The sequence below is a fragment of the Microbacterium hydrocarbonoxydans genome (genome assembly GCF_000956475.1).
Classification (GTDB): Bacteria; Actinomycetota; Actinomycetes; order Actinomycetales; family Microbacteriaceae; genus Microbacterium; species Microbacterium hydrocarbonoxydans_A.
Genome location: NZ_JYJB01000010.1, coordinates 541787 through 567528, shown reverse-complemented (window position 1 = coordinate 567528; position 25742 = coordinate 541787). Strand labels below are relative to the sequence as shown.

General features: G+C 67.8%; 27 protein-coding genes and 3 tRNA genes. 13 read left to right on the top strand and 17 right to left on the bottom strand.

All coding sequences use genetic code 11. The annotated features are described in order from the left end of the window. Window positions 1-9 precede the first annotated feature (9 nt). The 7 genes from RS84_RS15305 to RS84_RS15275 form a co-directional block, all read right to left on the bottom strand. Window positions 10-642: a LysE family transporter gene (locus RS84_RS15305; RefSeq protein ID WP_045258635.1), complete on the bottom strand. Its 633-nt coding sequence runs from the start codon at window positions 640-642 to the stop codon at window positions 10-12. A 37-nt stretch (window positions 643-679) separates the two neighbouring features. Then, on the bottom strand, window positions 680-2857 hold the full coding sequence (locus tag RS84_RS15300) for a heavy metal translocating P-type ATPase (RefSeq protein WP_160298184.1): 2178 nt from the start codon (window positions 2855-2857) through the stop codon (window positions 680-682). Between the two features lie 85 nt (window positions 2858-2942). Next, window positions 2943-3018: transfer RNA gene (locus RS84_RS15295), tRNA-His, on the bottom strand. Window positions 3019-3054: 36 nt separating this feature from the next. After that, complete coding sequence (gene orn, locus RS84_RS15290; protein WP_045258634.1) at window positions 3055-3681, bottom strand: oligoribonuclease; 627 nt, start codon at window positions 3679-3681, stop codon at window positions 3055-3057. Window positions 3682-3719: 38 nt separating this feature from the next. Further along, window positions 3720-3792, bottom strand: a tRNA-Arg gene (locus RS84_RS15285). A 7-nt stretch (window positions 3793-3799) separates the two neighbouring features. Beyond that, entirely contained in the window at window positions 3800-4312 is a 513-nt protein-coding gene (locus tag RS84_RS19230; RefSeq protein WP_045258633.1) for a hypothetical protein, read from the bottom strand. 17 nt (window positions 4313-4329) lie between these two features. Then, window positions 4330-4599, bottom strand: a complete 270-nt coding sequence (locus tag RS84_RS15275) for a hypothetical protein (RefSeq protein WP_052676397.1) — start codon at window positions 4597-4599, stop codon at window positions 4330-4332. Window positions 4600-4797: 198 nt separating this feature from the next. Here RS84_RS15275 and RS84_RS18995 point away from each other — a divergent pair, with 198 nt between their 5' ends. The 4 genes from RS84_RS18995 to RS84_RS15255 all read left to right on the top strand — a co-directional run bounded on the left by RS84_RS18995 (window position 4798) and on the right by RS84_RS15255 (window position 8213). Further along, window positions 4798-5364 (top strand): single-stranded DNA-binding protein, encoded by a 567-nt coding sequence (locus RS84_RS18995; RefSeq protein ID WP_082062218.1) that lies wholly within the window; start codon window positions 4798-4800, stop codon window positions 5362-5364. A 61-nt stretch (window positions 5365-5425) separates the two neighbouring features. Beyond that, on the top strand, window positions 5426-5938 hold the full coding sequence (locus RS84_RS19480) for a DUF6993 domain-containing protein (RefSeq protein ID WP_045258632.1): 513 nt from the start codon (window positions 5426-5428) through the stop codon (window positions 5936-5938). Window positions 5939-6022: 84 nt separating this feature from the next. After that, window positions 6023-7702: an energy-dependent translational throttle protein EttA gene (gene ettA / locus RS84_RS15260; RefSeq protein WP_045258631.1), complete on the top strand. Its 1680-nt coding sequence runs from the start codon at window positions 6023-6025 to the stop codon at window positions 7700-7702. Further along, window positions 7695-8213, top strand: coding sequence for an acyl-CoA thioesterase (locus tag RS84_RS15255; RefSeq protein ID WP_045258630.1), 519 nt, complete (start codon window positions 7695-7697; stop codon window positions 8211-8213). The genes ettA and RS84_RS15255 overlap by 8 nt, the downstream gene beginning before the upstream one ends. A gap of 30 nt (window positions 8214-8243) precedes the next feature. Here the strand turns inward: RS84_RS15255 and RS84_RS15250 are convergent, their stop codons facing one another. Then, window positions 8244-9125, bottom strand: coding sequence for an acyl-CoA thioesterase (locus RS84_RS15250; RefSeq protein ID WP_045258629.1), 882 nt, complete (start codon window positions 9123-9125; stop codon window positions 8244-8246). A gap of 83 nt (window positions 9126-9208) precedes the next feature. Between RS84_RS15250 and RS84_RS15245 the strand changes: the two genes are divergently transcribed. Continuing rightward, the gene (locus tag RS84_RS15245) at window positions 9209-9874 is read left to right on the top strand and encodes a hypothetical protein (RefSeq protein ID WP_045258628.1); all 666 of its coding nucleotides are present in this window, start codon (window positions 9209-9211) and stop codon (window positions 9872-9874) included. Window positions 9875-9877: 3 nt separating this feature from the next. Here the strand turns inward: RS84_RS15245 and RS84_RS15240 are convergent, their stop codons facing one another. The 4 genes from RS84_RS15240 to pepN form a co-directional block, all read right to left on the bottom strand. Further along, complete coding sequence (locus RS84_RS15240) at window positions 9878-11536, bottom strand: FAD-binding dehydrogenase (protein ID WP_045258627.1); 1659 nt, start codon at window positions 11534-11536, stop codon at window positions 9878-9880. Beyond that, window positions 11533-11982, bottom strand: coding sequence for a globin (locus RS84_RS15235; protein ID WP_045258626.1), 450 nt, complete (start codon window positions 11980-11982; stop codon window positions 11533-11535). Before RS84_RS15235 ends, RS84_RS15240 begins: the two co-directional genes overlap by 4 nt. Beyond that, complete coding sequence (locus RS84_RS15230) at window positions 11979-13082, bottom strand: mechanosensitive ion channel family protein (protein ID WP_052676396.1); 1104 nt, start codon at window positions 13080-13082, stop codon at window positions 11979-11981. Before RS84_RS15230 ends, RS84_RS15235 begins: the two co-directional genes overlap by 4 nt. Window positions 13083-13173: 91 nt before the next feature. After that, window positions 13174-15744, bottom strand: a complete 2571-nt coding sequence (gene pepN, locus RS84_RS15225; protein WP_045258625.1) for an aminopeptidase N — start codon at window positions 15742-15744, stop codon at window positions 13174-13176. 128 nt (window positions 15745-15872) lie between these two features. On the opposite strand from pepN, the gene RS84_RS15220 reads away from it, so the two are divergent. The 5 genes from RS84_RS15220 to RS84_RS15200 are packed head-to-tail and all read left to right on the top strand — an operon-like array spanning window position 15873 to window position 20696. Continuing rightward, the gene (locus RS84_RS15220; protein ID WP_045258624.1) at window positions 15873-17054 is read left to right on the top strand and encodes a ferrochelatase; all 1182 of its coding nucleotides are present in this window, start codon (window positions 15873-15875) and stop codon (window positions 17052-17054) included. 41 nt (window positions 17055-17095) lie between these two features. Next, entirely contained in the window at window positions 17096-17581 is a 486-nt protein-coding gene (locus tag RS84_RS15215) for a ribose-5-phosphate isomerase (protein WP_045258623.1), read from the top strand. Window position 17582: 1 nt separating this feature from the next. Then, the gene (locus RS84_RS15210) at window positions 17583-18581 is read left to right on the top strand and encodes an Fpg/Nei family DNA glycosylase (RefSeq protein WP_045258622.1); all 999 of its coding nucleotides are present in this window, start codon (window positions 17583-17585) and stop codon (window positions 18579-18581) included. A 10-nt stretch (window positions 18582-18591) separates the two neighbouring features. Further along, on the top strand, window positions 18592-19233 hold the full coding sequence (locus tag RS84_RS15205) for an FMN-binding negative transcriptional regulator (protein WP_045258621.1): 642 nt from the start codon (window positions 18592-18594) through the stop codon (window positions 19231-19233). Continuing rightward, window positions 19230-20696 carry an amidohydrolase gene (locus RS84_RS15200; RefSeq protein ID WP_045258620.1) on the top strand — a complete coding sequence of 489 codons (1467 nt, stop codon included), beginning with the start codon at window positions 19230-19232 and terminating at the stop codon, window positions 20694-20696. Before RS84_RS15205 ends, RS84_RS15200 begins: the two co-directional genes overlap by 4 nt. 55 nt (window positions 20697-20751) lie before the next feature. On the opposite strand, the gene RS84_RS15195 is transcribed toward RS84_RS15200, so the two are convergent. Next, window positions 20752-21237: a Dps family protein gene (locus RS84_RS15195; protein WP_045258619.1), complete on the bottom strand. Its 486-nt coding sequence runs from the start codon at window positions 21235-21237 to the stop codon at window positions 20752-20754. A 140-nt stretch (window positions 21238-21377) separates the two neighbouring features. On the opposite strand from RS84_RS15195, the gene RS84_RS15190 reads away from it, so the two are divergent. Together RS84_RS15190 and RS84_RS15185 are read left to right on the top strand one after the other, a co-directional pair. Beyond that, window positions 21378-21914 carry a gamma carbonic anhydrase family protein gene (locus tag RS84_RS15190; RefSeq protein ID WP_045258618.1) on the top strand — a complete coding sequence of 179 codons (537 nt, stop codon included), beginning with the start codon at window positions 21378-21380 and terminating at the stop codon, window positions 21912-21914. Between the two features lie 29 nt (window positions 21915-21943). Next, a tRNA-Ile gene (locus RS84_RS15185) sits at window positions 21944-22018 on the top strand. Between the two features lie 35 nt (window positions 22019-22053). Here the strand turns inward: RS84_RS15185 and RS84_RS15180 are convergent. The 3 genes from RS84_RS15180 to RS84_RS15170 all read right to left on the bottom strand — a co-directional run bounded on the left by RS84_RS15180 (window position 22054) and on the right by RS84_RS15170 (window position 24218). After that, window positions 22054-22365, bottom strand: a complete 312-nt coding sequence (locus RS84_RS15180) for a hypothetical protein (RefSeq protein ID WP_045258617.1) — start codon at window positions 22363-22365, stop codon at window positions 22054-22056. A gap of 168 nt (window positions 22366-22533) precedes the next feature. Next, a complete protein-coding gene (locus RS84_RS15175) occupies window positions 22534-23463 on the bottom strand; it encodes a helix-turn-helix transcriptional regulator (protein ID WP_045258616.1) in 930 nt (309 codons plus the stop codon). A gap of 29 nt (window positions 23464-23492) precedes the next feature. Continuing rightward, window positions 23493-24218, bottom strand: coding sequence for a 3'-5' exonuclease (locus tag RS84_RS15170; protein WP_082062217.1), 726 nt, complete (start codon window positions 24216-24218; stop codon window positions 23493-23495). Between the two features lie 67 nt (window positions 24219-24285). On the opposite strand from RS84_RS15170, the gene RS84_RS15165 reads away from it, so the two are divergent. Beyond that, window positions 24286-25185: an alpha/beta fold hydrolase gene (locus RS84_RS15165; protein ID WP_045258615.1), complete on the top strand. Its 900-nt coding sequence runs from the start codon at window positions 24286-24288 to the stop codon at window positions 25183-25185. Here the strand turns inward: RS84_RS15165 and RS84_RS15160 are convergent. Next, window positions 25157-25630, bottom strand: a complete 474-nt coding sequence (locus tag RS84_RS15160; RefSeq protein WP_045258614.1) for an Lrp/AsnC family transcriptional regulator — start codon at window positions 25628-25630, stop codon at window positions 25157-25159. The two genes, RS84_RS15165 and RS84_RS15160, sit on opposite strands and share 29 nt — an antisense overlap. Between the last annotated feature and the right edge of the window lie 112 nt (window positions 25631-25742).

The window sequence follows — 25742 nt, the reverse complement described above, 5'->3', positions numbered from 1 at the left end:
GCCCGTGAATCAGTGCACAAGCGCCAGGAGCGCGGCGACGAGGATGAACAGGCATCCGAACACCGTGTTGAGCACCCGCTGTCCTCGCGCTGAGCGGGTGAGGCGGCGGAAGGGCCGGGCAGCCGTCGCGAAGAACCCCCACATCACCACGATGTCCACCACGATCGTGGTGGCGATGATCGTCAGGTACTGCGGCAGTTGCGGCTCATCGAGACGAACGAATTGAGGGATGAAGGCGAGGAAGAAGACGATCGCCTTGGGATTGAGGAGGTTCACCCACAGGCCACGGCGGACCATGGACCATCGGCCTTCGCGGGGCGCAGCAGTGCTCGGATCGTCATCGCCCGGGGTGAAAGTGGGCGTGGTGAGGATCAGGCGGATGCCGAGATAGACGAGGTATGCGGCTCCCGCGTACCGGATGATGTTGAAGAGCAGCTCGGATCGGGAGACCAGGAGTCCGACGCCCGCCGCCACGATGATCACGTGGATGATCAGGGCGATCTGCTGGCCGATGATGCCCCAGATCGAGCGACGCCAGCCCTGGCTCAGGGCGTTCGACATCGTGTTGATCGCTCCGGCGCCGGGGGTGAAGCTGATGACGATGCACGCCGCAAGCAGCGCGCTCCAAAGCGCAGAGGACATCCGTCGATTCTAGGGCGCGCTGCTCGCGGGCGATGCGCTACGGCCGCAGATCGAGGTGTCGCAGCAGCTGCGCGTTGAGCGCGACGATGATCGTGGAGAGCGACATCAGCACCGCCCCGACGGACATCGGCAGCACGAACCCGAACGGAGCCAGGACGCCGGCGGCGAGGGGCACGGACAGCAGGTTGTAGCCGGCCGCCCACCAGAGGTTCTGCGACATCTTCCGGTAGCTCGCCGTCGACAGGTCGATCACCGAGACGACGCTTCGCGGGTCGCTTCCCGCCAGGATGACGCCTGCGGAGGCGATCGCCACGTCCGTTCCGGCGCCGATCGCGAGGCCCACGTCCGCCTGGGTGAGAGCCGGGGCGTCGTTGACGCCGTCGCCGATCATCGCGACCGTGCGGCCTTCGTCCTGCAGCTCGCGGACCTTCGACGCCTTGTCCTCGGGGCGGACGCCCGCGTAGATCCGGTCGATGCCGAGTTCAGCGCCGACGTGTTCCGCGACGGCCGCCGCATCACCTGTGATCATGACCACGTGGATGCCGCGGGCGTGGAGGGCGTCGACCGCCCGCAGCGACTCGGGGCGCACCTCGTCGGCCAGCCTCAGCGCACCTGCGACGGCGTGATCGACGAGGACGTGCAGGATGATCGCGCCCTCGGATCGCCACTCATCGGCCACGCCGAGCTCCTGCGCAACGTTCGCCTCGAGGAGATTCGGCCCGCCGACCTCGACGATGTGCTCGCCCACGCGAGCGCTCACGCCGACGGCGGGGGAGGAGGAGAAGTCGGCGGATGCCGGGACGTCGAGGCCGCGCGCGGCAGCGGCGGCGACGATCGCCGCGGCGAGCGGATGCTCGGAGTCGCGTTCGGCCGATGCGGCGAGGGCCAGCAGATCGTCGACGCTGAACTGCTCGGTCGGGACGACGGCGGTCACGGCGGGAGCACCCTTGGTGAGCGTGCCGGTCTTGTCGAACAGCACCGTGTCCACGCTGCGCATCGTCTCGAGAGCCAGACGGTCCTTGACGAGGATCCCGGCCTTCGCGGCGCGTTCCGTCGCGATCGAGACGACGAGCGGGATGGCGAGTCCCAAAGCATGGGGGCACGCGATCACGAGGACGGTGATGGTGCGGATCACCGCATCGTCCGGCTTCCCCAGCGCCGTCCACACGAGAGCCGTCACGATCGCTGCGGCAAGGGCGAACCAGAACAACCAGGCGGCCGCGCGGTCGGCGATGCGCTGCGCCCGTGAGGATGACGCCTGCGCATCCGCCACCAGCTTCTGGATGCCGGCCAGCGCCGTGTCCTCACCGATGGCCGCGACCTGCACGCGCACCCCTGAGTCCGTCGCCACGGTGCCGGCTACCACGCGATCGCCTACGCCCCTGCGGACCGCGCGGGATTCCCCGGTGATCATGGATTCGTCGACGTGGGCCGCGCCCTGGATGACGACGCCGTCGGCCGGAATGCGTCCGCCGGGGCGTACGACGACGACATCGTCGATGCGCAGATCCGTCGCGGCGACGGTGACGATGTCGTCTCCCTCGACCCGCTCCGCCTCGTCGGGGAGCAGCGCGGCGAGGGAATCGAGCGCCGATGCGGTCTGTGCGAGGGAGCGCATCTCGATCCAGTGTCCGAGCAGCATGATCACGATCAACAGGGCGAGCTCCCACCAGAACTCGAGTTCGTGGTGCAGGACGCCCAGGCTCGCGCCCCAGGAAGCGAGGAACGCCACAGTGATTGCGAGGCCGATCAGCAGCATCATGCCGGGCCGACGCGCTCGGATCTCGTCGACGGCGCCGGTGAGGAACGGGGAGCCGCCCCACACGTACATCAGGGTGCCGAGCACGGGTGCGATCCACCGTGCCCAGCCGGGCACCTCGTAGCCGAGGATCATCGCGAACATCGGAGAGGCTGCGACGACGGGGATCGCGACCGCCAGCATGATCCAGAACAGCCGACGGAAGCGCTCGGTGTGGCCTGCGTGACCGGAATGGCCGTTGTGGTCGGAATGGCCGTTGTGGCCGCTGTGGTCGGGGTGGTCGGAATGACCGCTGTGCCCGGAATGGTGCGTGTGCGCGCCCGGTGCGATACCCGCGCCGTGGTCGTGCGACATGTGGCCGTGATGCCCGGTGGCCGTGACCCTGCTCGCATCGGTTGCAGATCCGGGGCCGATGTCGCGAGCCTGAGCGCCGTCATGATGCTGGTGACTGTCCATGGTGAAGCCAACCATATACCCCGGTGGGGTATTCCGAACGGATGAAATGCAAGAAGCCCCGACTCGATGAGTCGGGGCTTCTCTCTGGGGTGAGTAACGGGGCTTGAACCCGCGACCTCCTGGACCACAACCAGGCGCTCTACCAACTGAGCTATACCCACCATGCGCCCGCCGAAACAGGCAACTCCACGATTCTATTACACGTTGGGAGTGAACTTTGACACAACGGAGGTGGCGATCTCGCGAACCTCATCGCTTGTCGGACCGGGCTCAGCCACGAAGACGGCTTCACGGTAGTACTGGAGTTCCCGGATCGACTCGAGGATGTCGGCAAGCGCGCGGTGTCCGCCGTCTTTCGCTGGGGCGTGGAAGAACGCGCGCGGATACCAGCGGCGCGACAGCTCCTTGATGCTCGACACATCGACGTTCCGGTAGTGCAGCCAGCCGTCGACCTGCGGCATGTACTTGGCGAGGAACATGCGGTCGGTTCCGATCGTGTTGCCGGCGAGTGGAGCCTTGCGCTCCAGCGGCACGAAGCGCTTGATGTAGGCCAGCGTCTGATCCTGCGCATCTTCAAGCGATACGCCGAGCGGAATCTCCTCGATGAGACCGGACGACGTGTGCATGTTCGTCACGAAGTCGTTCATGTTCGCGAGAGCGGCCTCGCTCGGCCGGATCACGACCTGGAAGCCGGGATCGACCGGACGGAGTTCGAAATCGGTGATGACGACCGCGATCTCGACGAGCTCGTCGACCGCGAGGTCGAGGCCGGTCATCTCACAGTCGATCCAGACCAGTCGGTCGTTCTCGGACGCAGATACCATTCGATCATCCTATCGACGGGTCCGACATCCGCTTCTTGCCCCCCAGGCACGATTCGAACGTGCGACCGGCGACTTAGAAGATCGATGCTCTATCCACTGAGCTACTGGGGGTAGACCATCAGACTATCGACTCTTCGGCCCCTGTTGCGTCATCCGCGGCCCGCTCGCGCAACTTGCGCGCGAGGCGGTAGTCCCGCGCATACGATGACCGGCGCAGGCGACAGGGTTCGCACGGGCAGCCGTGCTTCCCTTTCGCACCGCCGCCGTGCGGCACCGTACGCCGCCCGCGCCGTGCGACGGCCGGCTCTTCCAGGGCCATGCCGAGGTTGACCAGGTGCTTTCGATGTCCCGCGCGTCTCGCCGTACGGCGCCGATGGCAGTTGGCGCAGACGACATCGCACTTCGCGATCTCCCGCAGGATCGTCGACCACGCGCGCGTCGAAGCATTCACGGCGCGCGCGATCTCGAATCGCTTGCGCACCCCTGGCCGGTGATCGAAGTCGAGCACCACGGGATCGGGTTCGCCACAGTCGGCGCAGGGATGGTCACGGAGATACGCGAGCATCTGGACGAAGTTGCGATGACGATGCAGCGCCTGCATCTCTTTGAGATGCTGACCTGTGCTGGGCATGACGGATTCCGCGGCGTTCAGCCGTAGCGCAGAGCCGCGACGGCGTCATCGGCCCGCCAGAAGTCGCCGACGAGGCGGAACTGCCCTGTAGCGAGGTGCAGCCGCTCTGCGCGATAGCGCATGCCGAGGGGATCGGCGATGAGCCGAAGGTGGCCGAGGACGCGGCCGGAGGGATCCCGCACGCGCCACAGGTGGGCGGATGCTCGCACGAGATGCTCGCGCGCGGATCGCAATCGCGGGGCGGCGTAGGGAACTTCGGGCACGGACTGGATCAGCTTGTCGGACATCGGTGGACTCCTTTCGAACTCCAAGCTACGAGGGGCCTCCGACATCGGGATATGGCCTCCCATCGGGACTCTTCCTGCACAATCGCTGCACTGTCTGATCTTCTCCACCGATGGCGTGTTCGGGCCGCCTCCGTGTCTCACCGACGGCGCATCCTTGAGCGATCCGGGCGCACGTCCCGGCATGCAGAGGAGAAGAACATGACGGAGATTCTGACCATCGTCGGCAAGGTGGCGACGGATCCGACGACCGGGCGCACCGCCGGAGGCGTCGCGGTCACAAACTTCCGGCTGGCAAGCACGCACCGCCGCTTCGACCAGGCGACGAACACCTGGGTCGACGCCGAGACCAACTGGTTCAGTGTCGCCGCCTTCCGTCAGCTCGCGGAGCACGTGCGCGCGTCGCTGCACACGGGAGACAGCGTGATCGTCACCGGGCGCTTGAAGATCCGGAATTGGGAGGCGAACGGCAAGCACGGGACCAGCGTCGACATCGACGCCGAGGCCATCGGTCACGACCTGCGGTGGGGGACCAGCAGCTATCTGCCGCGGTCCCGCGTCCTGACCGCCAGCCGCGAGTTCGCGAACACCGAGGGGGCGCCCACCCGCGGGGAGATCGAATCGACTCCGGCCCCTGCCGGGCGGCTGTTCCCCGAACAGCTTCCCCCGGACGTGGTGGACGAGAACGGCGACCCGCTGGAGGACCTCGACGTGTCGTGGGCGACCCAGGGCGGAGAAGCGAAGGACGAAGCGCCGGTGCCCAGCTGAGCCCCCGAGCGGATGCGGCGCATGCGCAGGTCCGGGGGAGGACGGCACGTAGACTCGGTTCGTGCTTCGACGTCCGGCCTCCTCCGTATCGCGCATCCTTCTGACGAGTGCCGGCGCAGTGCTGATCCTCGTGCTGGCTGCGTGCGGGCCGTCGCCCGAGCAGCCGTCGCCCTCCGACTCGACCAGCGAGTCCGGAGCGCCCACGACGGCGCCGACCGCCACGCCGACTCCGGACGGTCCGGTGCTCGTGGCAGACGGCACGGCTGCGGACAATCTTCCGCTCTTCGCTGCCGTCACCGCACAGGTCTGGGCGACGGATCAGCGCGGTTCGGGGCGTGCGTACATCGACGCTCTGACCGCCGCAGGCTTCGACCGCGCGGCGATGCAGGTCACGCAGGATCAGACCACGGTCGGCAACGCCGCAGAGAGCCTGCAGTTCTCGGTCCGCTGGGGCGAGACCGAGTGCCTCGTCGGGCAGGTCGGCCCGTCGACCGGCGAACCCGTCACAGCCGTGCTGCCGCAGCTCGCCGAAGGCCGCTGCCTCGTGGGGAGCACTCGCGCGATCGACTGGTGACCGCTCGGGCTCACGACAACGGCACAGCACGAGGCCGGTAGGCTGGAGTGTCGATCTTCGACGCCGACAGAAGGAGCATTTTCGGTGGCTGAGTACATCTACTCGATGGTTCGTGCACGCAAGGCGGTGGGCGACAAGCTCATCCTCGACGACGTGACGATGTCGTTCCTCCCCGGCGCGAAGATCGGCATGGTCGGCCCGAACGGCGCCGGTAAGTCGACGATCCTCAAGATCATGGCCGGTCTGGACACCCCCTCGAATGGTGAGGCCAAGCTCACGCCCGGCTTCTCGGTCGGCATCCTGATGCAGGAGCCCGAGCTCGACGAGTCGAAGACCGTGCTCGAGAACATCCAGGACGGCATCGCCATCAAGGCCAAGCTCGACCGTTTCAACGAGATCTCGGCCCTGATGGCCGACCCGGATGCCGACTTCGACGCGCTGCTCGCCGAGATGGGCACGCTCCAGGAGGAGATCGACGCCGCCGACGGCTGGGATCTCGACTCCCAGCTCGATCAGGCGATGGACGCCCTGCGCACGCCGCCGGGGGATGCTGCGATCGCACCGCTCTCGGGCGGTGAGAAGCGTCGCGTCGCGCTTGCCAAGCTGCTGCTGCAGAAGCCCGACCTGCTTCTGCTCGACGAGCCCACCAACCACCTCGACGCCGAGAGCGTGCTCTGGCTCGAGCAGCACCTGCAGTCGTACAAGGGTGCCGTCATCGCGATCACCCACGACAGGTACTTCCTCGATCACGTCGCCGAGTGGATCGCCGAGGTCGACCGCGGGCGCCTGATCGGATACGAGGGCAACTACTCGACCTATCTCGAGAAGAAGGCCGAGCGACTCGACATCCAGGGCAAGAAGGACGCCAAGCTCGCGAAGCGCCTGAAGGAAGAGCTCGAGTGGGTCCGCGCCAGCGCCAAGGGCCGCCAGACCAAGTCGAAGGCGCGTCTGGCACGGTACGAGGAGATGGCGTCCGAGGCGGAGCGCACGCGGAAGCTCGACTTCGAGGAGATCACGATCCCCGCCGGTCCCCGACTCGGCAACGTCGTGATCGAGGCGAAGAAGCTTCAGAAGGGCTTCGACGGGCGCTCGCTCATCGACGGACTCAGCTTCAGCCTTCCGCCGAACGGGATCGTGGGCGTGATCGGTCCGAACGGCGTGGGAAAGACCACGCTGTTCAAGACGATCGTCGGTCTCGAGCCGCTCGACGGCGGCGATCTGAAGATCGGCGAGACCGTCAAGATCAGCTATGTCGACCAGTCGCGCGCGAACATCGACCCGAACAAGACGCTGTGGGAGGTCGTGTCCGACGGACTCGACTTCATCACGGTCGGCAAGACCGAGATCCCCTCGCGCGCCTACGTCTCGAAGTTCGGCTTCAAGGGGCCCGACCAGCAGAAGAAGGCCGGCGTGCTCTCGGGTGGTGAGCGCAACCGCCTGAACCTCGCGCTCACCCTGAAGGAGGGCGGCAACCTGCTTCTCCTCGACGAGCCGACCAACGACCTCGACGTCGAGACCCTGAGCTCTCTCGAGAACGCCCTGCTCGAGTTCCCCGGCTGCGCCGTGGTCATCACCCACGACCGGTGGTTCCTCGACCGCATCGCGACGCACATCCTCGCCTATGAAGGCACCGACGAGCAGCCCGACAAGTGGTACTGGTTCGAGGGCAACTTCGAGGCGTACGAGCAGAACAAGATCGAGCGGCTTGGCCCGGACGCCGCCAAGCCGCACCGGTCGACGCACCGCAAGCTGACCCGTGACTGACGTACGGGCGACGGATGAGGCAGCCGAGACCTCCCACGGAGCGTCTCGGCTGCACATCCCGATCCATCTGCGCTGGGGCGATCTCGACGCGTTCAACCACGTCAACAACACGTCGATGCTCAAGCTCCTCGAAGAAGCCCGCGTTCGCGCGTTCTGGCGAGCCGGCCCGGGGGAGGAGGCGCCGTCCACCGCGGTGCTCGACTCCGGTATCGAAGAGGGCATCCTGACGCTGATCGCACGCCAGGAGATCGAATACCTCGCGCCGGTCCCGTACCAGCGGCGCCCGCTCGAGGTGCAGATGTGGTTCGGAAAGCTGGGTGGCTCCAGTGTCGAGGTCTGCTACGAGGTGCACAACGATCCGGCATCCGAGACCCGGCAGCTGTATGCGCGCTCCACCGCCATCATCGTCCTCGTCGATGCCGGGACAGGGCGACCGACTCGGCTCACGCAGGAGATGCGCGACGCGTGGGAGCCGTTCACCGGCCCGTCGATCGAGTACGCGCACCGCTGAGCGAAGCGATCCGCCCGCAGCCGCTCACCGTCAGGACGGTACGCGGACCATGATCTCCTGCGCAACGGTCGCCACGAGCTCGCCAGCGCGCGTATAGATGCGCCCCTGTGCGAGCCCCCGACCTCCGCGCGCGTTCGGCGACTCCTGCACGTACAGCAGCCACTCGTCGACGCGCGCCGCGCGGTGCCACCACATCGCATGGTCGAGGCTCGCGACCTTCAGCCCGGGAAGCGCCCAGTACACGCCGTGCGCGCGAAGGATGGACTCCTGGATCGTCATGTCGCTCAGGTATGCGAGCGCCGCCCGGTGCAGGCGCGGATCATCCGGCAGGGGCGCGCGCATCCGCATCCACACGGCCTGCTGAGGCACCTGGGCATCGTCGCTCGGCAGGAACAGCGGAGACTCCACGTGGCGCACATCGGCGGCGCGATCGCTCAGCATCCGCGCCGTGCCCGCCGGAAGGCCCTCGACCCGCTCCTCATCCGGAAGCAGGGAATCCGGATCGGGGATGCCCTCGGGGATCGGCACCGCGTGCTCGAGCCCCGGATCCTGGTCCTGGAACGAGGCGATCATCGAGAAGATCGGGACGCCATTCTGATACGCCTGCGAACGCCGGGTTGAGAAGGAGCGCCCGTCATGGATGCGGTCGACGGCGATCGTGATCCCCTGAGCGGCGTCGCCGGGACGCAGGAAGTACCCGTGCATCGAGTGCACGGCGCGGTCCTCGGGGAGCGTGCGCTCCGCCGCCAGCAGGCTCTGTGCGAGCACCTGCCCGCCGTAGATCCGGCCGCTCGGCATCGGGTGCGAAGAACCGGTGAAGATGTCCTCGGTGGTGCGTGCCTGCGTCGAGTCGAGATCGAGCACTGCCAGCAGCTGCTCAACGGTGCGGATCGCGTGCTGATCGGCGGTCATGCCTGCCCTTCCGGTCGGTCGTGGCACCGCAGGCCCGCCTTCTCGCGTCTGCGGCGCCCGCTGGCGTTGCTAGTTTAGAGGGCGTGCCCCACGCTCTCGTCCTCTCCGATGCCGAAACGTCCAAGGACGTCCTGACCTTCGTCGGAAGGGCCCGCCGCATCTCCGACGAGGGCGTGCGGCTGCAGGGCGCGAACGGCGTGCTCGCGCTCACTGCGGCCGCGCTCGCCCCGCACGGGATCTTCGATCAGACGCCGACGATCCTCGCCATGCGTGTCGTGCACGCCGATCCAGAACTCGAGTGCGACGTGGTCGTCGCAGAGCTGAGCCCCGCCGCCGATGAGCGGATGCTGCAGCTCCCCGAATCCGGCCTGTCGCCCGCGTGGGCAGGAATCGCCCCGCCCCGCGGAGGGTGGGAGTCGGTGGGCACCCTCGCCGCATCCGCCATCGCGCAGCGCGCGCAGTGGGGCATCAGCGCGGTCGCGCGAGGAGCGACTCCCGGTGCCGGTGAAGAGGCGGTGCGGGCGCTGCGCGCAGCCATCTGGGGAGAGCCCGACGAAGACCTCGACGGCCTCCCTCGCGGCGTGGCCTTCGCGGCTGACGCGTTCGGATTCATCTCGGGAGAGGAGCAGGTCCCCATGATGCGCTCCGGACGCTGGATCCGCCTGGCATTCCGGCGCGGGCACGTCCTTTCGCGCGGCCCTGTGGCCACGGGCCTCACGGCCGTGCGCGACACGGGCAGCGCGGTCTGAGACTCAGCCCGCGGCCGCACGACCGGCCTGGCGGCCGGAGAACAGGCATCCGCCGAGGAAGGTGCCCTCGAGAGCGCGATACCCGTGCACCCCTCCGCCGCCGAAACCGCTCGCCTCACCCGCCGCGAACAGGCCCGGGATCGGAGAGCCTTCGCCGTCGAGCGCGCGGCCATCGAGATCCGTCTGGATGCCGCCCAGCGACTTCCTCGTGATCACGTGCAGCTTGACGGCGATCATCGGCCCCGCGGCAGCGTCCTGCAGTCGGTGCGGGGAGGCGGTGCGGATCAGCTTGTCGCCGCGATACCCCCGCATCGACCGGAGCATCCCGATCTGGGCATCCTTCGTGAAGTCGTTCTCCATCTCGAGATCCCGTGCGAGGACCTCTCGGCGCACGCGGTCGATGTCGAGCGCCTCGCCACCCGGGTGCCGGCGCATCTGCTCGAGAAGAGACTCGAGGTCGTTCTCGACGATGAAGTCCTCGCCCTCGTCGAGGAACGACTGGACCGGGTCAGTGGGGCCTTTCGCGAGTCGCGACTTCAGGAGCAGCGCGACGTCCTTGCCGGTGAGGTCGGGGTTCTGCTCGCTTCCGGAGAGAGCGAACTCCTTTTCCACGATCTGCCGTGAGGTGACGAACCACGAGTGGTCGTAGCCGGTGGTGCGCAGGTGCGCAAGCGTGCCCAGCGTATCGAAGCCGGGGAACAGCGGCACCGGAAGACGCTTGCCCGTGGCGTCGAGCCACAGGGATGAGGGGCCGGGGAGGATGCGGATGCCGTGCGACGGCCAGACCGGGTCCCAGTTCGCGATGCCCTCCACGTAGTGCCACATGCGGTCGCCGTTGATCAGGCGCGCTCCTGCGGCCTCGGCGACAGGCTGCATCGACCCGTCGACGTACGCTGGGACGCCGGTCAGCATGTGCTCAGGCGGCGTGCCGAGTCGCTCCGGCCAGGCCGCGCGCACCAGGTCGTGGTTGCCGCCGATGCCACCAGAGGCGATCACGGTGGCTCCCGCGGTGATCTCGAAGTCTCCGATCACGTCGCGGGAGGACTCCTCGCCGCGTTCTGCACCGCTCGTCGCCAGCACATCCCCCTTGGCGCCCGTGACCGCCCCGTCTGAGGAGATCAGGGCGGTGACGCGGTGCCGGGGGAGGATGGTGATCCGTCCCTGGCGCTCGCCCTGCTCGACGCGCGCCGCGAACGGCGCCACGATGCCTGGGCCGGTTCCCCACGTGATGTGGAACCGAGGAACCGAGTTGCCGGGGCCGAGCGCGCCGTAGCCGCCGCGTTCGGCCCAGCCGACGACGGGGAAGAATCCGACGCCCCGTTCGCGCAGCCAGGCGCGTTTCTCGCCGGCCGCGAAGTTCAGGTAGGCCTCAGCCCAGCGGCGCGGCCATTCGTCTTCCGGCCGATCGAAGCCGGCGTTTCCGAACCAGTCCTGTGTGGCGAGCTCCAGAGAGTCCTTGATTCCCATGCGCCGCTGCTCGGGGGAGTCGATGAAGAACAGCCCGCCGAAGGACCACCAGGCCTGCCCGCCGAGATTCGTGCGCGGCTCCTGATCGATCAGGATCACGCGTTTACCGGCATCCAGCGCCTCGCCGGCGGCGACCAGCCCGGCCAGCCCCCATCCGATCACCAGAACATCTGCGGACAGGGACGACGTGCTCATGCGTTCTCCGTTGATTCCTGACGTGCGCGGGTCTCGAGAGTGGGACGGCCGGATGCTTCGGGGCCGATGCCCGACGGCTCGAATGTGTTCACCATGGCATATGCGGCGCGTTCCAGGTAGTCCCAGAGCGTCGCTTCGTGCAGAGGCGACAGCTTCGTCTCCGTGACGGCGGTGCGCATGTGCGCAAGCCAACGATCGCGCGCGTCCGGGTCGATGTGAAACGGCATGTGCCGCATCCGCAGGCGCGGGTGTCCTCGTGTCTCGCCGTAGGTCGTCGGTCCGCCCCAGTACTGCGCAAGGAACAGCGTCAGCCGTTCGGCGGCGGGCCCGAGATCCTCTTCCGGATACATCGGCTTCAGCACCGGGTCGAGCGCGACCTCGCGGTAGAACACCTGAACCAGCTTCTCGAAGGTCGCGTGACCCCCGACCTCGTCGTAGAACGTCATCGCTGCGGCATCCCTTCATCGCCGGACGTGGTGCCGTCGGCCTTCTTGTCCTCTGACTTCTTCCGCCGCCAGATGCCCCGATCGGGGATCACGGGGACCCCGGTGATGGCGTTGGGCCGCGTCTTGGGAGGGTTCGCGCCTCGCACCCGCTGCGCGCCCTCGGGTCCCGTGGGAACAACGCCCACCATGCTGGGAATCGCGACGTCGTTCTCCTGGAGAGCCGCTCGCAGGCGCTTGCGGAGCTCCTGCGACACGTCGTCCTTGGCGTTCGCACGCGCTTTGATGACGATGCGCACGACGAGTGCGTCACCGCTGATCGATTCGAGACCCCACAGCTCAGGCTTCTCGACGATACGGGTGCGCCACTTCGGATCCTTGGCCAGGCCCTGGGCGGTCTCGAGCATGGTGTGCTCGACGGCATCGAGGTCGGCATCCGCGGGGACACCGAGATCGATGATCACGCGCGCCCAGCCCTGCGACATGTTGCCGATGCGGGTGACCTCGCCGTTGCGGACGTACCAGAGGGTGCCGTTGACGTCGCGGACCTGCGTGATGCGCACGCTCACGTACTCGACCACACCGCTCGCGAGGCCGAGGTCGACGACATCGCCGATGCCGATCTGATCCTCCGCGACGATGAACATGCCGTTCAGCACGTCCTTGACGATGTTCTGGGCGCCGAAGCCGAGCCCCGCGCCGACGGCGGCCGTGAGCAGGGTCAGAGAGCCGAGCAGCCCGCTGTCGATGGCGTTCACGATCAGCACGATCGCGATCACCACCAGCATCACGTTCACGATGTTCTGGAGGATGCTGCCCAGCGTGCGGGTGCGCTGGACCAGCCGCATATCGGCGAGGGGGGAGCGTTCGAGAGCCTGGGTGTCGTCGACCGCGGCCTTGCTCTTCGCGGTGTCGACGATGCGGTGCACGACGCGGCGGATGAGCACTCGCAGCACGAGCGCGATGAGCACGCAACTCACGATGATGACCGCGATGGTGAGCGCCGTCCAGCCCACCGGGATGAGCACCGCGAGCAGGGCCTGCAGCCAGTCCGGAAGCGGCGCGTCGACAGGGGGAGGAGTGGTTTGGAAGGGGAACATCATCACCACAGATCCTAGCGATCAGGCCTCTGCGCGGGCTGGACGCTTCGACAGGCTCGGGGACGTCGGAATGGTCCGCGAGCCTGTCGACAGGTCAATCCTCGGCGTCGCGCGACTGCGCGGCGAGAGCGCGCTCGACATCTGCGAGGTTCTCCATCACGAGTCGACGCAGAGCCGGGGGCGCGTCGTGGTTGGCCGCGAGCCAGCCACGAGTCGCCTCGCGCAGTTCGACGTTCGCGAGTGCCGTGGGGAAGAGACCGACGACCAGGTACTGCGCGATCTGGTAGGTGCGCGACTCCCAGATCGGCAGCAGCATGTCGAAGTACGCCGGAACGAACTCGGCGAGCACGTCGACACCGGCGGGGTGCACGAATCCGAGGGCTGCCGAGCGCACGATCGTGTTCGGCGCGTCGTCGCGCTCGACGAGCGAGGCCCACGCGGCCTTCTTCGATGCGGAGTCGGGCAGCGCGGCCCGCGCCTGAGCGGCGAACTCTCCGCCCTTGGCGGTGTTGTCCGCAGCGAGCGCGGCATCGATCGTGGCGGCATCCGTCGCTCCGATCGTCGCGAGCCCCACCAGCAGCTGCCAGTTCAGGTCGGCGTCGATCTCGAGTCCGGGGAGGGTCTCCTCGCCCGAGCGCAGGCGTCCGACGATACCGGCGTGCTCGGGGGTGACCAGGGCGTTCGCGAAAGCCGTGACGAACTGCAGCTGGCTGTCACTTCCCGCCTCAGCGCCTTCGGCCAGCGCCCAGAGCCCGTCCGCCACCTTCTGCCGAGCCGCGTGTCGCTGGGCCGGGTCGACGTAGAGCGTCGCGGCCGTGCGCAGCTGGGCGAGCGTGGTGCGGACAGTGGTCGATTCGGTCTCGCGGCCGATGTTGCCGAGTACGAGATCGATGTAATCGGATGCTGCGCTCTCGGCGTCGCGGGTCTGATCCCAGGCTGCGCCCCAGACGAGGGAACGGGCCAGCGGGTCCTTGATGTCGGCGAGATGCGCGATGGCCGTCGCGAGAGAACGCTCGTCGAGACGGATCTTCGCGTACGCGAGGTCCTCATCGTTCAGCAGCACGAGATCCGGACGGGCGATGCCGTTCAGTTCCGGAACCTCGGTGCGGTCGCCGTCGACATCCACCTCGGCGAAGTGCGTGCGCACGAGCGAGCCGCCCTGCAGCGTGTAGAAGCCGATGCCCAGACGGTGCGGGCGGATCGTCGGGTAGTCGGCGGGCGCCGTCTGCGTGACCGCGAAGCGGGAGATCGTGCCGTCGGCCGCTTCCGCGATGAGCGGTTCGAGCGTGTTCACGCCCGCCGTCTCGAGCCACTTCTTCGACCAGGTGCTCAGATCGCGACCGCTCGTGGCCTCGAGCTCGGAGAGCAGGTCGCTCAGCTCGGTGTTGCCCCAGGAGTGCTTCTGGAAGTACTTCGACACACCGGCGAAGAACGCCTCGATCCCCACCCAGGCGGCGAGCTGCTTCAGAACCGACCCGCCCTTGGCGTAGGTGATGCCGTCGAAGTTGACCTGCACGTCCTCGAGGTCGTTGATGACGGCGGTGATCGGATGCGTCGAGGGCAGCTGGTCCTGGCGGTAGGCCCAGGTCTTCTCCATCGCGTTGAAGGTGGTCCACGCCTCGGTCCATTCGGTGGCCTCGGCGGTCGCGATGGTCGACGCCCACTCGGCGAACGACTCGTTCAGCCAGAGGTCGTTCCACCACTTCATGGTGACGAGGTCGCCGAACCACATGTGCGCCAGTTCGTGCAGGATCGTGACGACGCGGCGCTCCTTCACGGCATCCGTGACCTTGCTGCGGAACACATAGGTCTCGGTGAAGGTCACCGCCCCCGCGTTCTCCATCGCGCCGGCGTTGAACTCGGGCACGAAGAGCTGGTCGTACTTGGCGAACGGATAGGGCACGCCGAACTTCGACTCGAAGTACTCGAAGCCCTGGCGGGTCTTCTCGAAGATGTAGTCGGCGTCGAGGTGCTGCCACAGGCTCTTGCGCCCGTAGACGCCGAGCGGGATGACGCGGCCCGATGCGCTGGTGAGCTCCGAGAACGTCGCCTCATAGGGGCCGGCGACCAGCGCGGTGATGTAGGACGAGATCCGCGGTGTGGGCTCGAAGCCCCAGGTGGCGACCTCGCCGGCTCCCGACCCGGAGGAGGCGTCGTGCACGATGGGCTCGGGGGTGGGGGAGTTGGAGACGACCTTCCACGCGGCGGGCGCCGTCACCGTGAACTGGAACGTCGCCTTGAGGTCGGGCTGCTCGAACACGGCGAACACGCGACGGGAGTCGGGCACCTCGAACTGCGAGTAGAGATAGACCTCTCCGTCGACAGGGTCGACGAAGCGGTGGAGACCCTCGCCCGTGTTCGTGTAGATGCAGTCCGCATCGACGACGAGGACGTTCTCGGCCTGCAACCCGGTCAGTGCGATGCGCGAGTCTGCGTACACCTCATTCGGGTCGAGCTGCTCGCCGTTGAGCGAGATCTCCCGGACCTCGCGCGCGATCAGGTCGATGAACGTGAAGCTCTCCGGCGTGGCGGTGAAGCGCACAACGCTGCGAGAGCCGAAGACCTCGGCACCCTTCGTCAGATCGAGGGCGACTTCGTACGACTGCGTGTCGATGACGTCGCGACGCTCCTGCGCTTCGATGCGGGTGAGGTTCTCTCCAGGCACTGCTGTACTCCCAGGGGTGAGGGGACGTGGCCGCGGTTCGGGCGCAGTTGGCGCCGACGGCAACCATGACAGCCTACGCCAGGACCCGGCGGGCGTCGGTGCAGGCGCGGGGATGAAAGGATGGAGAGGTGACTGCGAACGATCAGACCCTCGTGCCCTTCGCCTCTCCCGCCGCTGCCGGCGGCGCCCCGTTCGTGGAGACTCCGGTCGCCTACGACGCCCTGATCCTGGCGAGCTTCGGCGGACCCGAGGGGCAGGACGACGTCATCCCGTTCCTGCGCAACGTCACCCGCGGGCGGGGCATCCCCGACGAGCGTCTGGAGGAGGTCGCTCATCACTATCGGCATTTCGGCGGGGTCAGTCCGATCAACGAGCAGAATCGGCGGCTGAAGGCCGCGCTCGAGGCTGAGATCGCCGCTCGGGGGCTCGACCTTCCGGTCTACTGGGGCAACCGCAACTGGGAGCCCTATCTCCCCGACGCGTTCACGCAGGCGGCGGATGACGGGCACTCCACGCTTCTCGTGCTGGCCACGAGCGCGTACAGCTCGTACTCGAGCGACCGGCAGTACCGCGAGGACATCGCCGCGGCGATCACGGACGCCGGGCTCGAAGAACGCGTCACCGCCGACAAGGTGCGGCTGTTCTTCGATCACCCCGGCTTCGTGAAGCCGTTCCAAGAGGGCGTCGAAGACGCCGTTCGCGCCCTGCTGGCCGACGGCATCGCCGCTGAGGACATCCGGGTTCTGTTCTCGACGCACTCGATTCCGACGGGGGATGCCGAGCGATCCGGTCCGCGCGATGTCGACTGGGGCGAGGGCGGTGCCTACGCCGCGCAGCACCTGGCCGTCGCGGAGCACATCATGCACGAGCTCGTGGCCGTCACGGGCGGATCGACCGTGCCCTGGCAGCTCGTGTTCCAGTCGCGCTCCGGTCCCGCCAGCCAGCCGTGGCTGGAGCCCGACATCAACGACGTGATCTCCACGCTGCCGGAGACCGGCGCGAAGGCCGTCGTGATCGTTCCCTTGGGCTTCGTGAGCGACCATATGGAGGTGCTCTGGGACCTCGACACCGAGGCGATGGAGACGGCCGCGGAAGCCGGCATCCGTGCGGTCCGCACACCGACCCCCGGGACTCATCCGGCCTTCGTGTCCGGTCTCGTCGACCTCATCATCGAACGCATCGAGGGAACGCCCGCGGCCGAGCGGCCCCATCTCACAGATCTCGGCCCCTGGTACGACGTCTCCCGCCCAGGGGACTGCGAGAACGCGCGCCTGGGCTTCAGGCCCGCAGCCGCAGGCCTCGTCCCGTAACGCCGGAACCGGCATCCGACACCGTCAATAGGATGGACACCATGCGCATCCACATCGCCACAGATCACGCCGGTCTCGACTTCTCCACTCAGCTCCAGGAGCACCTCCGCTCCGCCGGGCATGAGGTCGTCGACCACGGGCCGATCGAGTACGACGCCGTGGACGACTACCCGGCGTTCTGCATCCGCGCGGCTCAGGCGGTCGTCGCCGACCAGGCGGCCGGCGTCGAGGCTCTCGGCGTGGTCTTCGGCGGTTCGGGCAACGGCGAGCAGATCGCCGCCAACAAGGTGCAGGGCATCCGAGCCGCGCTCGTGTGGAACACATCGACGGCCGAGCTCGCCCGCGAGCACAACGACGCGAACGTGATCTCGATCGGCGCCCGCCAGCACACCTTCGGCGAGGTCACCTCTTTCATCGACACGTTCATCGCGACGCCTTTCTCGAACGAGGAGCGCCACGTGCGGCGGATCGCTCAGATCGCCGACTTCGAGCGGGACGGATCCCTGCTGCCGGACCCTCGGGCCTGACATGCCCGAGGGGCATTCCGTCCACCGGATCGCGCGCCAGTTCGACCGGAACTTCGTCGGCAAGACGCTGCATGCGTCGAGCCCGCAGGGGCGTTTCGCCGAGGGCGCCGCTGTGCTCGACGGGCGTGAAGCTCTGAGCGTGCAGGCCGTCGGGAAGCAGATGTTCCTCGAGGCCGAAGGCGACGTGTGGCTGCGCGTGCATCTCGGGCTCTACGGCGCATGGGACTTCGCGGGAGAGATCTTCCTGGACCCGACGATCGCGTCGGCGAACGGGCGGATGGGGCAGACCAACCAGCGCGGAACCGATCTCGACGAGGCGATCTACGATGACGCGGGAGAGAACTCCCTGGCGTCGATCGGCGCTCCGCGTCGCGCCCGCGTGCATGTGCGCATGTCGGAGCAGACCAAGGGGCTCGCCGATGAGGGCCTCGAGTGGCCTCCGCCGATCGTCGGTCAGGTGCGTCTGCGGCTGATGACCGACGTCACGGCCGCGGATCTGCGCGGGCCGACGGCCTGCGTGCTGCAGACGCCCGACGAGGTGCTCGCGACGATCGCGAAGCTCGGCCCCGACCCGCTCGTGGGCGACCCGATCGAGAACGAGGAGCGCTTCGTTCGCGTCGTCCGGAAGAAGCAGACGCCGATCGCTCTGCTGCTCATGGACCAGAGCGTCGTGAGCGGCATCGGCAACGTGTACCGCGCGGAGATGCTGTTCCGGCAGCGCCTGAACCCGCACACTCCGGGCAGGGATGTCCCGGAGGACGTCGTGCGGGCGCTCTGGCGTGACTGGGTGCGCCTGATCGCCGTCGGTGTCGAGACCGGCCAGATGATGACCATGGACGACCTGTCCGCCGATCAGTACCGCGCCGCGATGGCGAGTCGAGATGACCGCCACTGGGTGTACCACCGTGCCGGCCTGCCGTGCCGCGTCTGCGGCACCGAGATCGCCCTCGAGGAGATCGGCGCCCGCAAGCTGTACTGGTGCCCGTACTGCCAGGCTTAGGCTCGACCACATGCGCCAGAACCCCAGTTTCACCCTCGCGGACGTCGCCGAGATCCGGCGGGTGATCGAGGCGAATCCCTGGGCCACGATCATGAGCTCAGGGCCCGACGGGCTTGTCGCCTCGCATTACGCCATTCTGCTCGACGACGATCGCGATGACCTCGCGATCGTCGGTCATGTGGGACGCCCCGACGACCAGATCCACGGCATGGGCGAGCGCGAGATGCTCGTCGTGTTCCAAGGCCCGCACGGCTACATCTCGCCCGGCTGGTACGGCGACGTGCAGGCCGTGCCGACCTGGAACTACACCGCCGTGCACCTGTCCGGCATCCCTGAGATCCTCAGCGCCGAGGAGAACCTCAAAGTCCTCGATCGGCTGGTCCAGCGATTCGAGGGACGGATGCCCGACCCTCGCCTCATGTGGGAACGCCCCAACGACGAGGCCTTCGTCAACCGCCTCGCCGCAGGCACAGTGGGCTTCCGTCTCTCGCCGGCCCGTGTCGTGGCCAAGCGCAAGCTCAGCCAGAACAAACCGACCCAGACTGTCGAGACGATCATCGCAGAGCTCGAGGGCGATGGACCGTACGCGCAGCCGGGACTCGCGCAGGAGATGCGCCGGGCTCACGATGCCATCGCGGAGGCGCGTCGATGATCGGCGCCGAGATCGGCATGATCCGGGGTGCTCGCATCGCCGGGCCCGGTCGAGAGTTCCTGATGGACGACGAGCCGGTCGACATCGTGATCGCGGGAGGCCGCATCGCCGACATCGCGCCGACCGGAACTCTGCGTCCGGTGGGCGAGGTGCTCGAGGCCGAGGGCAGCTGGGCGGTGCCAGGCCTCTGGGACAACCACGTGCACACGGTGCAGTGGGCGCTGGCTGCGGAGCGACTGCCGCTCGGCGATGCGAGATCAGCGGCGGAGGCGGCAGAGCTCATGCGAGACGCGACTCCGTTGCCCGATGGACGCGTGATCGGCGCGGGATTCCGTGATGCGCTGTGGTCGGATGCCCCGACACTCGAGCTCATCGACCGCGCGACCGGATCGACTCCCGCTTACCTGATCAACGCCGACGTCCACAGCGCGTGGCTCAACACCGCAGCTCTGCGCCGGGAGGGATTCTCGGCTCGAGACGGCATCCTGCGGGAAGAGGACGCGTTCGAGATCTCGCGGCGGCTCAACGCCGTCGATCCGCTGCATGCAGACGCGGCCGTGCGCCAGGCGGGGGAGCAAGCCGCGGCCCGAGGCATCACCGGTCTCGTCGATTTCGACATGGCGTGGAACGCAGATGCCTGGCCACGGCGTATCGCGTCGGGATTCGGGGCGCACCGCGTCGAATTCGCGATCTACCCCTTCGATCTCGATCGGGCGATCGCTGCAGGCCTGCGCACCGGTGAGCAGCATGGCAGCCCGCTGGTCCATGTCGGGCCGCTCAAGATCATCACCGACGGGTCGCTCGGCACCCGGACCGCGGCATGCTCGCACCACTACCCGGGTGAGCCCGAGAACTTCGGCGTGCTCAACGTCCCGCCGGCAGAGCTGACCGACATGCTCATCACCGCGACGGGAGCGGGGCTCGCGGTAGCCGTTCACGCGATCGGCGATCGAGCGGTGACGGCTGCTCTCGACGCGTTCACCACGACCGGGGCAGCGGGAACCATCGAGCACGCGCAGCTGGTGCGCCACGCCGATCTCGCCCGCTTCGCACGCCTCGACATCGCGGCGAGCGTGCAGCCTCAGCACGCCCTCGACGACCGCGATCTCGTCGGTGCGCACTGGGCGGGACAGACATCCATCGGCTATCCGCTCGCATCTCTGCGCGACGCCGGCGCACGGCTGATGTTCGGCTCGGACGCCCCTGTGGCTCCGCTCGACCCGTGGCATGCGATCGGCGCTGCCGTCGACCGCGCCGATGACGACCGCGAACCGTGGCACCCCGAGGAGCGCCTGACGATCGATCAGGCGCTGCTCGCGAGCACACGGTCCGCGATCCGCCCTGGCGAGCCGGCAGACGTCGCGCTCTGCGGATTCGACCCGCGCCTCGCTCACGGGGTCGAACTGCGGGAGATGCCGGTGGTCGCCACGCTGCTCGCGGGCCGGATGACTCACGCGGCATGAACACGATGAAGGGCGCAGGATCCGAAGATCCTGCGCCCTTCGACGTCGGCAGAGATCAGGCTGCGATGTGCGAGACCAGGAACCAGCGGTCCTTGTCGAGCCCGCGCTTGATCTCGATCGCGACATCCTGGCTGGTGAGGTCGATCTCATCGAGTCCGTCGATCGCGGCCTGCGTGTCGGCGAGGATCGCGTCGATGTCGGAGATGACGGCGCGGATGACGTCATCGGACTGTGCGAAGCCCGCAGGGACGGCGGTCGCACCGGCCTTCTCGGCGACGGCGCTGAGCCGAGCGTCGATAGGAAGTCCGAGAGCGACGATGCGCTCCGCAGCGGTGTCCGCGAAGTCGCCCGCGTGAGCGACGATCGTGTCGAGCAGCTCATGGACGCCGACGAAGTTCGCTCCGCGGACGTGCCAGTGCGCCTGCTTGCCGTTGACGGTCAGCGCCTCGAGGCCGAGCACGAGCGGGGAGAGGAACTGGGCGGCGGCTGCGGCGACCGTGGGGTCGCTGGCGGTGGTCGAAACTGTCTGTGCCTTGCTCATCGTGGGCTCCTCCGAAGTGGCTGGTCGGTCGTAATGAAGACAACGCTACTCAGCCTCACGCATTCCGCAAGCAAGCACAGGCTGGGCTTACCGGGCCGGAATCCCGCGGAAACACGCGGATGTGAGGGTAGTCTCGCCTTATGAGCATCGCCGCCGGAGCATCCGTCCTGACCCTGCCGAACCGTGCACCGTCGATCGCCGACGACGCCTTCGTCGCCGAAGGCGCGCGTGTGGTGGGCGAGGTCTCGCTCGCGAAGGGCGCGAGCGTCTGGTACAACGCGGTTCTCCGCGCTGATTCTGCCGGGATCTCGATCGGCCGCGACAGCAACGTCCAGGACAACGTCTCCGTGCACGTTGATGGCGGGCACCCCGTGATCGTGGGCGAGAACGTGTCGATCGGGCACAACGCCGTCGTGCACGGCTGCAGGATCGGCGACGGCTCGCTGATCGGCATGGGCGCTGTCATCCTCAGCGGAGCGGTGATCGGCCCCGGATGCCTGATCGCCGGAGGAGCGGTCGTCCTCGGCGGCACGGAGGTCCCTGAAGGATCGCTCGTCGCAGGTGTGCCTGCCAAGGTGCGGCGGGTGCTGAGCGACGAGGAGCGTGCCGGTCTCATCGCCAATGCCGAGATCTACCTCGAGCATGTGCGGACGCACGCGGCGGCGGCTCCCGCGTGAGGGGAGCTCCCGCTAGGCTGGACGAGTACGGGGCGGTGGCCAAGCTGGTTAAGGCAGTGGGCTCATAACCCAACGATTCGCGGGTTCAAGTCCCGCCCGCCCTACCGTTTCGCTCCGACGGCGCACCTCCCGCCGGTCCTCACGCAGAGACCGTGAGGTGCTCCTCGATCAGCGTGATGCCTCCGCTCGAGTTCGCAGAGTGAGCGAGGTCTTCGATCCAGCGACGGCTGAGCTCTGGTGCCTCCGGCTCTTCGAAGACGAAGCGCAGAGGAATGGACGGATGCAGCCAGATCGTGGAGCGCCCCGGGCAATCGCCGTCGGGGTGGCGCCAGGAGAGAGTGAAGCTCTCGTTGCGCCGGAGCTTCGTCGCGATCACGACCTTGAGGTGCGCGAGTGCGCGATCTTCGATCTGGATCGGCGCGATGGCATCGCCGTAGTGAAGACTGCCCACGGTCAGCAGCCGATCTCGAGGGAGGATGCATGCATGTCTTGTCTCCAAAGCGCGTGAAACCGACCCCCGGGGTGCGATCGGCATATCTCGACCATAGGAGCGAAGCCGGCGCCCCCTCGGGTCGTGACGTGACGCGCCGCCCCGTGCGAACAGACTGTGCGCGTCTTGTCATCGCCGTGCGTGTCGAGCGGCTTCCGAGGGCGATGTGCCGAAGGCCGCGCGGAACGCTGCCGCGAACCGTGAGGGGTGACTGAAGCCCCACCGCCGTGCCAGATCGGCGATCGAGCCGTCGAACCCCGCACTGAGCTCTGCGCGTGCACCGTCGAGCCGAGCACGCCTGAGCGCTTCGGCCGGTGTCATATCGAGCGCCCTTCTGAAGGCGTACTGGAGTCCGCGAGTCGAGATGAACGATGCGGCCGCGACATCGTCGACGGTGATGGGGAGGTGGGCGTTCTCGTCGATGTACGCGAGGGCGCGGCGCACCGTGAGGGGCGCTCCTGAGCGCTGGGCCGGTCTGTGCAGATGCTCGTCGAATGTCGTGCCGAAGGCGGAGAGGGTGCTGATGAGGGCATGACGCTCGAGTTCGGCGGCCATGATGCCGAGGTCGTCGCCTTCCGGCGCGCACACGAGATCCAGGTAGTCCACCAGCTGTGCCCATCGACGAGCGCTGTCAGCAGAGCGAGGGCCGACGTCGGTCACTGCCAGCAGGAGATCGTCGACCCCTGTGATCCGACGAAGCCGCTCCTGCGCATCCGCGCGGTCGAAGACGAGTGCGCTCACGGCGGCTCCGTGGTCCCAGCTGGCCTGGACCGGCCGGCCGTCCGTGATCCATGGAAGCGACGCGTCGAGGTCGTCCTGCCCCGAGCGCACCCGGGCATCGGGTGCGTCGATCCGACACACGAGCAGCTGGTCCTCAGGGGCGGCCGCCGATCGCACCTGGGCCGCGAGGTCGTAGCGGAGAAACGCAGCACTGCGGATCTGCGCGGACCGCCAGGAGAACCGGAACCGTCTCGGATCGACGTTCTCCAGCGTCGCCGAAGGCACGAACTGCTGCCATGTGCTCTGGACTCGATCGACGTCGCGAGATGTGAACCTCATCGATAGGCCCCCTGTTGCTTCTCTTTCACCTAACGTCCCTGGCGCACCGGCCACGCGCCGTCGAGCGCCTCCTCAGGTTCGAGCCGACCGATGCTGATGAAGTACTCGGTCAGGCTCGCCGCCTGAGATCGCGCCCAGCCGATCTGCTGCGTGTGCAGAGCGTCGAGCGTCTCGGGCATGCGGAAGCGCCTGCCCAGAGCCTGCGCCACGCGGCCCGCGGCGACCGCATCCGCCGAGGCGTCGTGTGCGCCGTCGAGCCGCACCGCGTAGTGGGCGGCGACCACCTCGAGTGTGCGCTTGCCCCGGCGATAACGATCGTACGCCTTGTCGATCACCAGGGGATCGATCACGGGCGACGGCTCCGTGAGAGGCTCGATGCCGTGGCGACGCGCCTCGTGCGCGAGCAAGGAGAAATCGTACGAGGCGTTGTACGCGACCACGGGCACGCCCTGGGCGAGGAGGGAGCGCAGGGCGCTGGTGACTTCGGAGACGACCTCGATGGCGGGTCTGCCATGGGCTCGCGCGTGCGCGGTGGTGATGCCGTGGACGGCGGTGGCGCCCTCCGGGATGTCGATTCCGGGATCCGCCATCCAGTCTCTCCAGGCGATCTCGCGCCCCGCGGCATCGAGCACCCCGACGTGCGCCGTGACGATGCGGTCGCCGGACACATCGATCCCTGTCGTCTCCAGATCGAACACGCCGACGCGGCGGAGCCAGCTGGGCAGCGGCGGGTCTGACGGAATATCGGACGGCATGGAATCACGCTAGAACGGGCGTCGGACATTGCCAGGAAGGCGCACGGCGACTGAATAGACTCGGAGGATGAGCGCCCCCTCCCCGTACGCCGATCGACTGAGTCGCCTGCCGGTCGAACGTTTCGAGGTCGACGTGCGCGGCAGCGTCACCGCGTACTGGGAGTACGGTCCTGCCGATTCAGACATGACGATCGTCGCAGTGCACGGCTTCCGCGGCGACCACCACGGTCTCGAATCCGTTCTCGCGTTCCTGCCCGAAGCGCGCGTGATCGCTCCCGACCTGCCGGGGTTCGGACAGAGTGCCCCTGAACACGGCCGCACCTATGACCTCGACGAGTACGCCGATTGGCTCACCGAGTTCGCGGCTGCGGTGGCACCGGGGGCGATCATCCTCGGCCACTCCTTCGGCTCGATCGTGACCGCTGCGGCGGTGGCCCGCGGTCTGCAGACGCCACGCCTCATCCTCATCAATCCGATCGGCGCTCCCGCGCTGGAAGGTCCGAAGGGCGTGATGACCAGGCTCGCCGTGCTGTACTACGCGATGGGCGCGCGTCTGCCGGAGAAGATGGGCACCGCGTTGCTGCGGAACCGCGTCATCGTGCGGGTCATGAGCATCGCGATGGCCAAGACGAGGGATGCCGCGCTCCGCCGTTTCATCCATGGGCAGCACGATGCGTACTTCTCGCTCTTCGCTGATCGGGACGTCCTCAAGGATGCCTTCGTCGCCAGTGTGTCGCACGATGTGAGCGAGTTCGCGGCGGAGATCGAGGTGCCGACGCTGCTGATCGCCGCACAGCGCGACGACATCACGCCCATCGAGGCCGAACGCGAGCTCGTCACGCTCTTCGACGATGCCGAACTCGTGGAGATCGCGCACGTGGGGCACCTGATCCACTACGAGACGCCTGCCGAAGCGGCCGGCGCCATTCGCCGCTTCCTCAGGATTCCCGTCGCGCGAGGCCGATGAGTCCGGCGACCCGGAACGGGATCACCTCGCCCATGGCGAGCGAGGTCTCGGTGCGCTCGACCCCTTCGATGGAGAGGATGCGGGCGTCGGTGTCGAACAGGTGACGGGCGTCGCGGCAGGCGACCCGTGCGAGCAGGTCGACGGATCCGCTCAGACCGTGGGCCTGCAGCACCTCGGGGATCCGCGCCAGCTCTGCGGTGATCCGGGGGAGCTCGGTCTGCTTCACTCCGATGTTCACGAAGGCCTGCAAGGGGAAGCCCAGGACATCGGGGGAGAAAGAGCGCTCGTACGACAGGAACACCCCGGTCTGCTCGAGGCGTGCCATCCGCGCCTGGATCGTGTTGCGCGAGAGGCCGAGGTTCTCGGCGAGCGCCACGATCGTGGTGCGGGGGTCGTCGGCGAGAGCGGCGAGGAGCTCCAGATCGATACGGTCAAGTCCGGGCATAGTGCCAAAGGGTAGCACCTGCCGACCCCTCCAGATTGAGCAACATGCTCAAGCCATGCTCGGATGCTTGAGCGAGGTGTTGAGCGGACGTACCCTCGGGTTACCGGCGAAG

What these genes read in the sequence shown, in the direction of transcription:
- orn (WP_045258634.1), bottom strand. Translation starts at nt 3,681, where the DNA reads ATGGTATCTGCGTCCGAGAACGACCGACTGGTCTGGATCGACTGTGAG.
- RS84_RS15160 (WP_045258614.1), bottom strand. Translation starts at nt 25,630, where the DNA reads ATGCCCGGACTTGACCGTATCGATCTGGAGCTCCTCGCCGCTCTCGCC.
- RS84_RS15210 (WP_045258622.1), top strand. Translation starts at nt 17,583, where the DNA reads ATGCCCGAGGGGCATTCCGTCCACCGGATCGCGCGCCAGTTCGACCGG.
- RS84_RS15275 (WP_052676397.1), bottom strand. Translation starts at nt 4,599, where the DNA reads ATGTCCGACAAGCTGATCCAGTCCGTGCCCGAAGTTCCCTACGCCGCC.
- RS84_RS19230 (WP_045258633.1), bottom strand. Translation starts at nt 4,312, where the DNA reads ATGCCCAGCACAGGTCAGCATCTCAAAGAGATGCAGGCGCTGCATCGT.
- RS84_RS15250 (WP_045258629.1), bottom strand. Translation starts at nt 9,125, where the DNA reads ATGACCGCCGATCAGCACGCGATCCGCACCGTTGAGCAGCTGCTGGCA.
- RS84_RS15305 (WP_045258635.1), bottom strand. Translation starts at nt 642, where the DNA reads ATGTCCTCTGCGCTTTGGAGCGCGCTGCTTGCGGCGTGCATCGTCATC.
- RS84_RS15230 (WP_052676396.1), bottom strand. Translation starts at nt 13,082, where the DNA reads ATGATGTTCCCCTTCCAAACCACTCCTCCCCCTGTCGACGCGCCGCTT.
- RS84_RS18995 (WP_082062218.1), top strand. Translation starts at nt 4,798, where the DNA reads ATGACGGAGATTCTGACCATCGTCGGCAAGGTGGCGACGGATCCGACG.
- RS84_RS15205 (WP_045258621.1), top strand. Translation starts at nt 18,592, where the DNA reads ATGCGCCAGAACCCCAGTTTCACCCTCGCGGACGTCGCCGAGATCCGG.
- RS84_RS15240 (WP_045258627.1), bottom strand. Translation starts at nt 11,536, where the DNA reads ATGAGCACGTCGTCCCTGTCCGCAGATGTTCTGGTGATCGGATGGGGG.
- RS84_RS15300 (WP_160298184.1), bottom strand. Translation starts at nt 2,857, where the DNA reads ATGGACAGTCACCAGCATCATGACGGCGCTCAGGCTCGCGACATCGGC.
- RS84_RS15165 (WP_045258615.1), top strand. Translation starts at nt 24,286, where the DNA reads ATGAGCGCCCCCTCCCCGTACGCCGATCGACTGAGTCGCCTGCCGGTC.
- RS84_RS15170 (WP_082062217.1), bottom strand. Translation starts at nt 24,218, where the DNA reads ATGCCGTCCGATATTCCGTCAGACCCGCCGCTGCCCAGCTGGCTCCGC.
- RS84_RS15235 (WP_045258626.1), bottom strand. Translation starts at nt 11,982, where the DNA reads ATGACGTTCTACGACGAGGTCGGGGGTCACGCGACCTTCGAGAAGCTG.
- RS84_RS15195 (WP_045258619.1), bottom strand. Translation starts at nt 21,237, where the DNA reads ATGAGCAAGGCACAGACAGTTTCGACCACCGCCAGCGACCCCACGGTC.
- RS84_RS15215 (WP_045258623.1), top strand. Translation starts at nt 17,096, where the DNA reads ATGCGCATCCACATCGCCACAGATCACGCCGGTCTCGACTTCTCCACT.
- RS84_RS15200 (WP_045258620.1), top strand. Translation starts at nt 19,230, where the DNA reads ATGATCGGCGCCGAGATCGGCATGATCCGGGGTGCTCGCATCGCCGGG.
- RS84_RS15175 (WP_045258616.1), bottom strand. Translation starts at nt 23,463, where the DNA reads ATGAGGTTCACATCTCGCGACGTCGATCGAGTCCAGAGCACATGGCAG.
- RS84_RS15190 (WP_045258618.1), top strand. Translation starts at nt 21,378, where the DNA reads ATGAGCATCGCCGCCGGAGCATCCGTCCTGACCCTGCCGAACCGTGCA.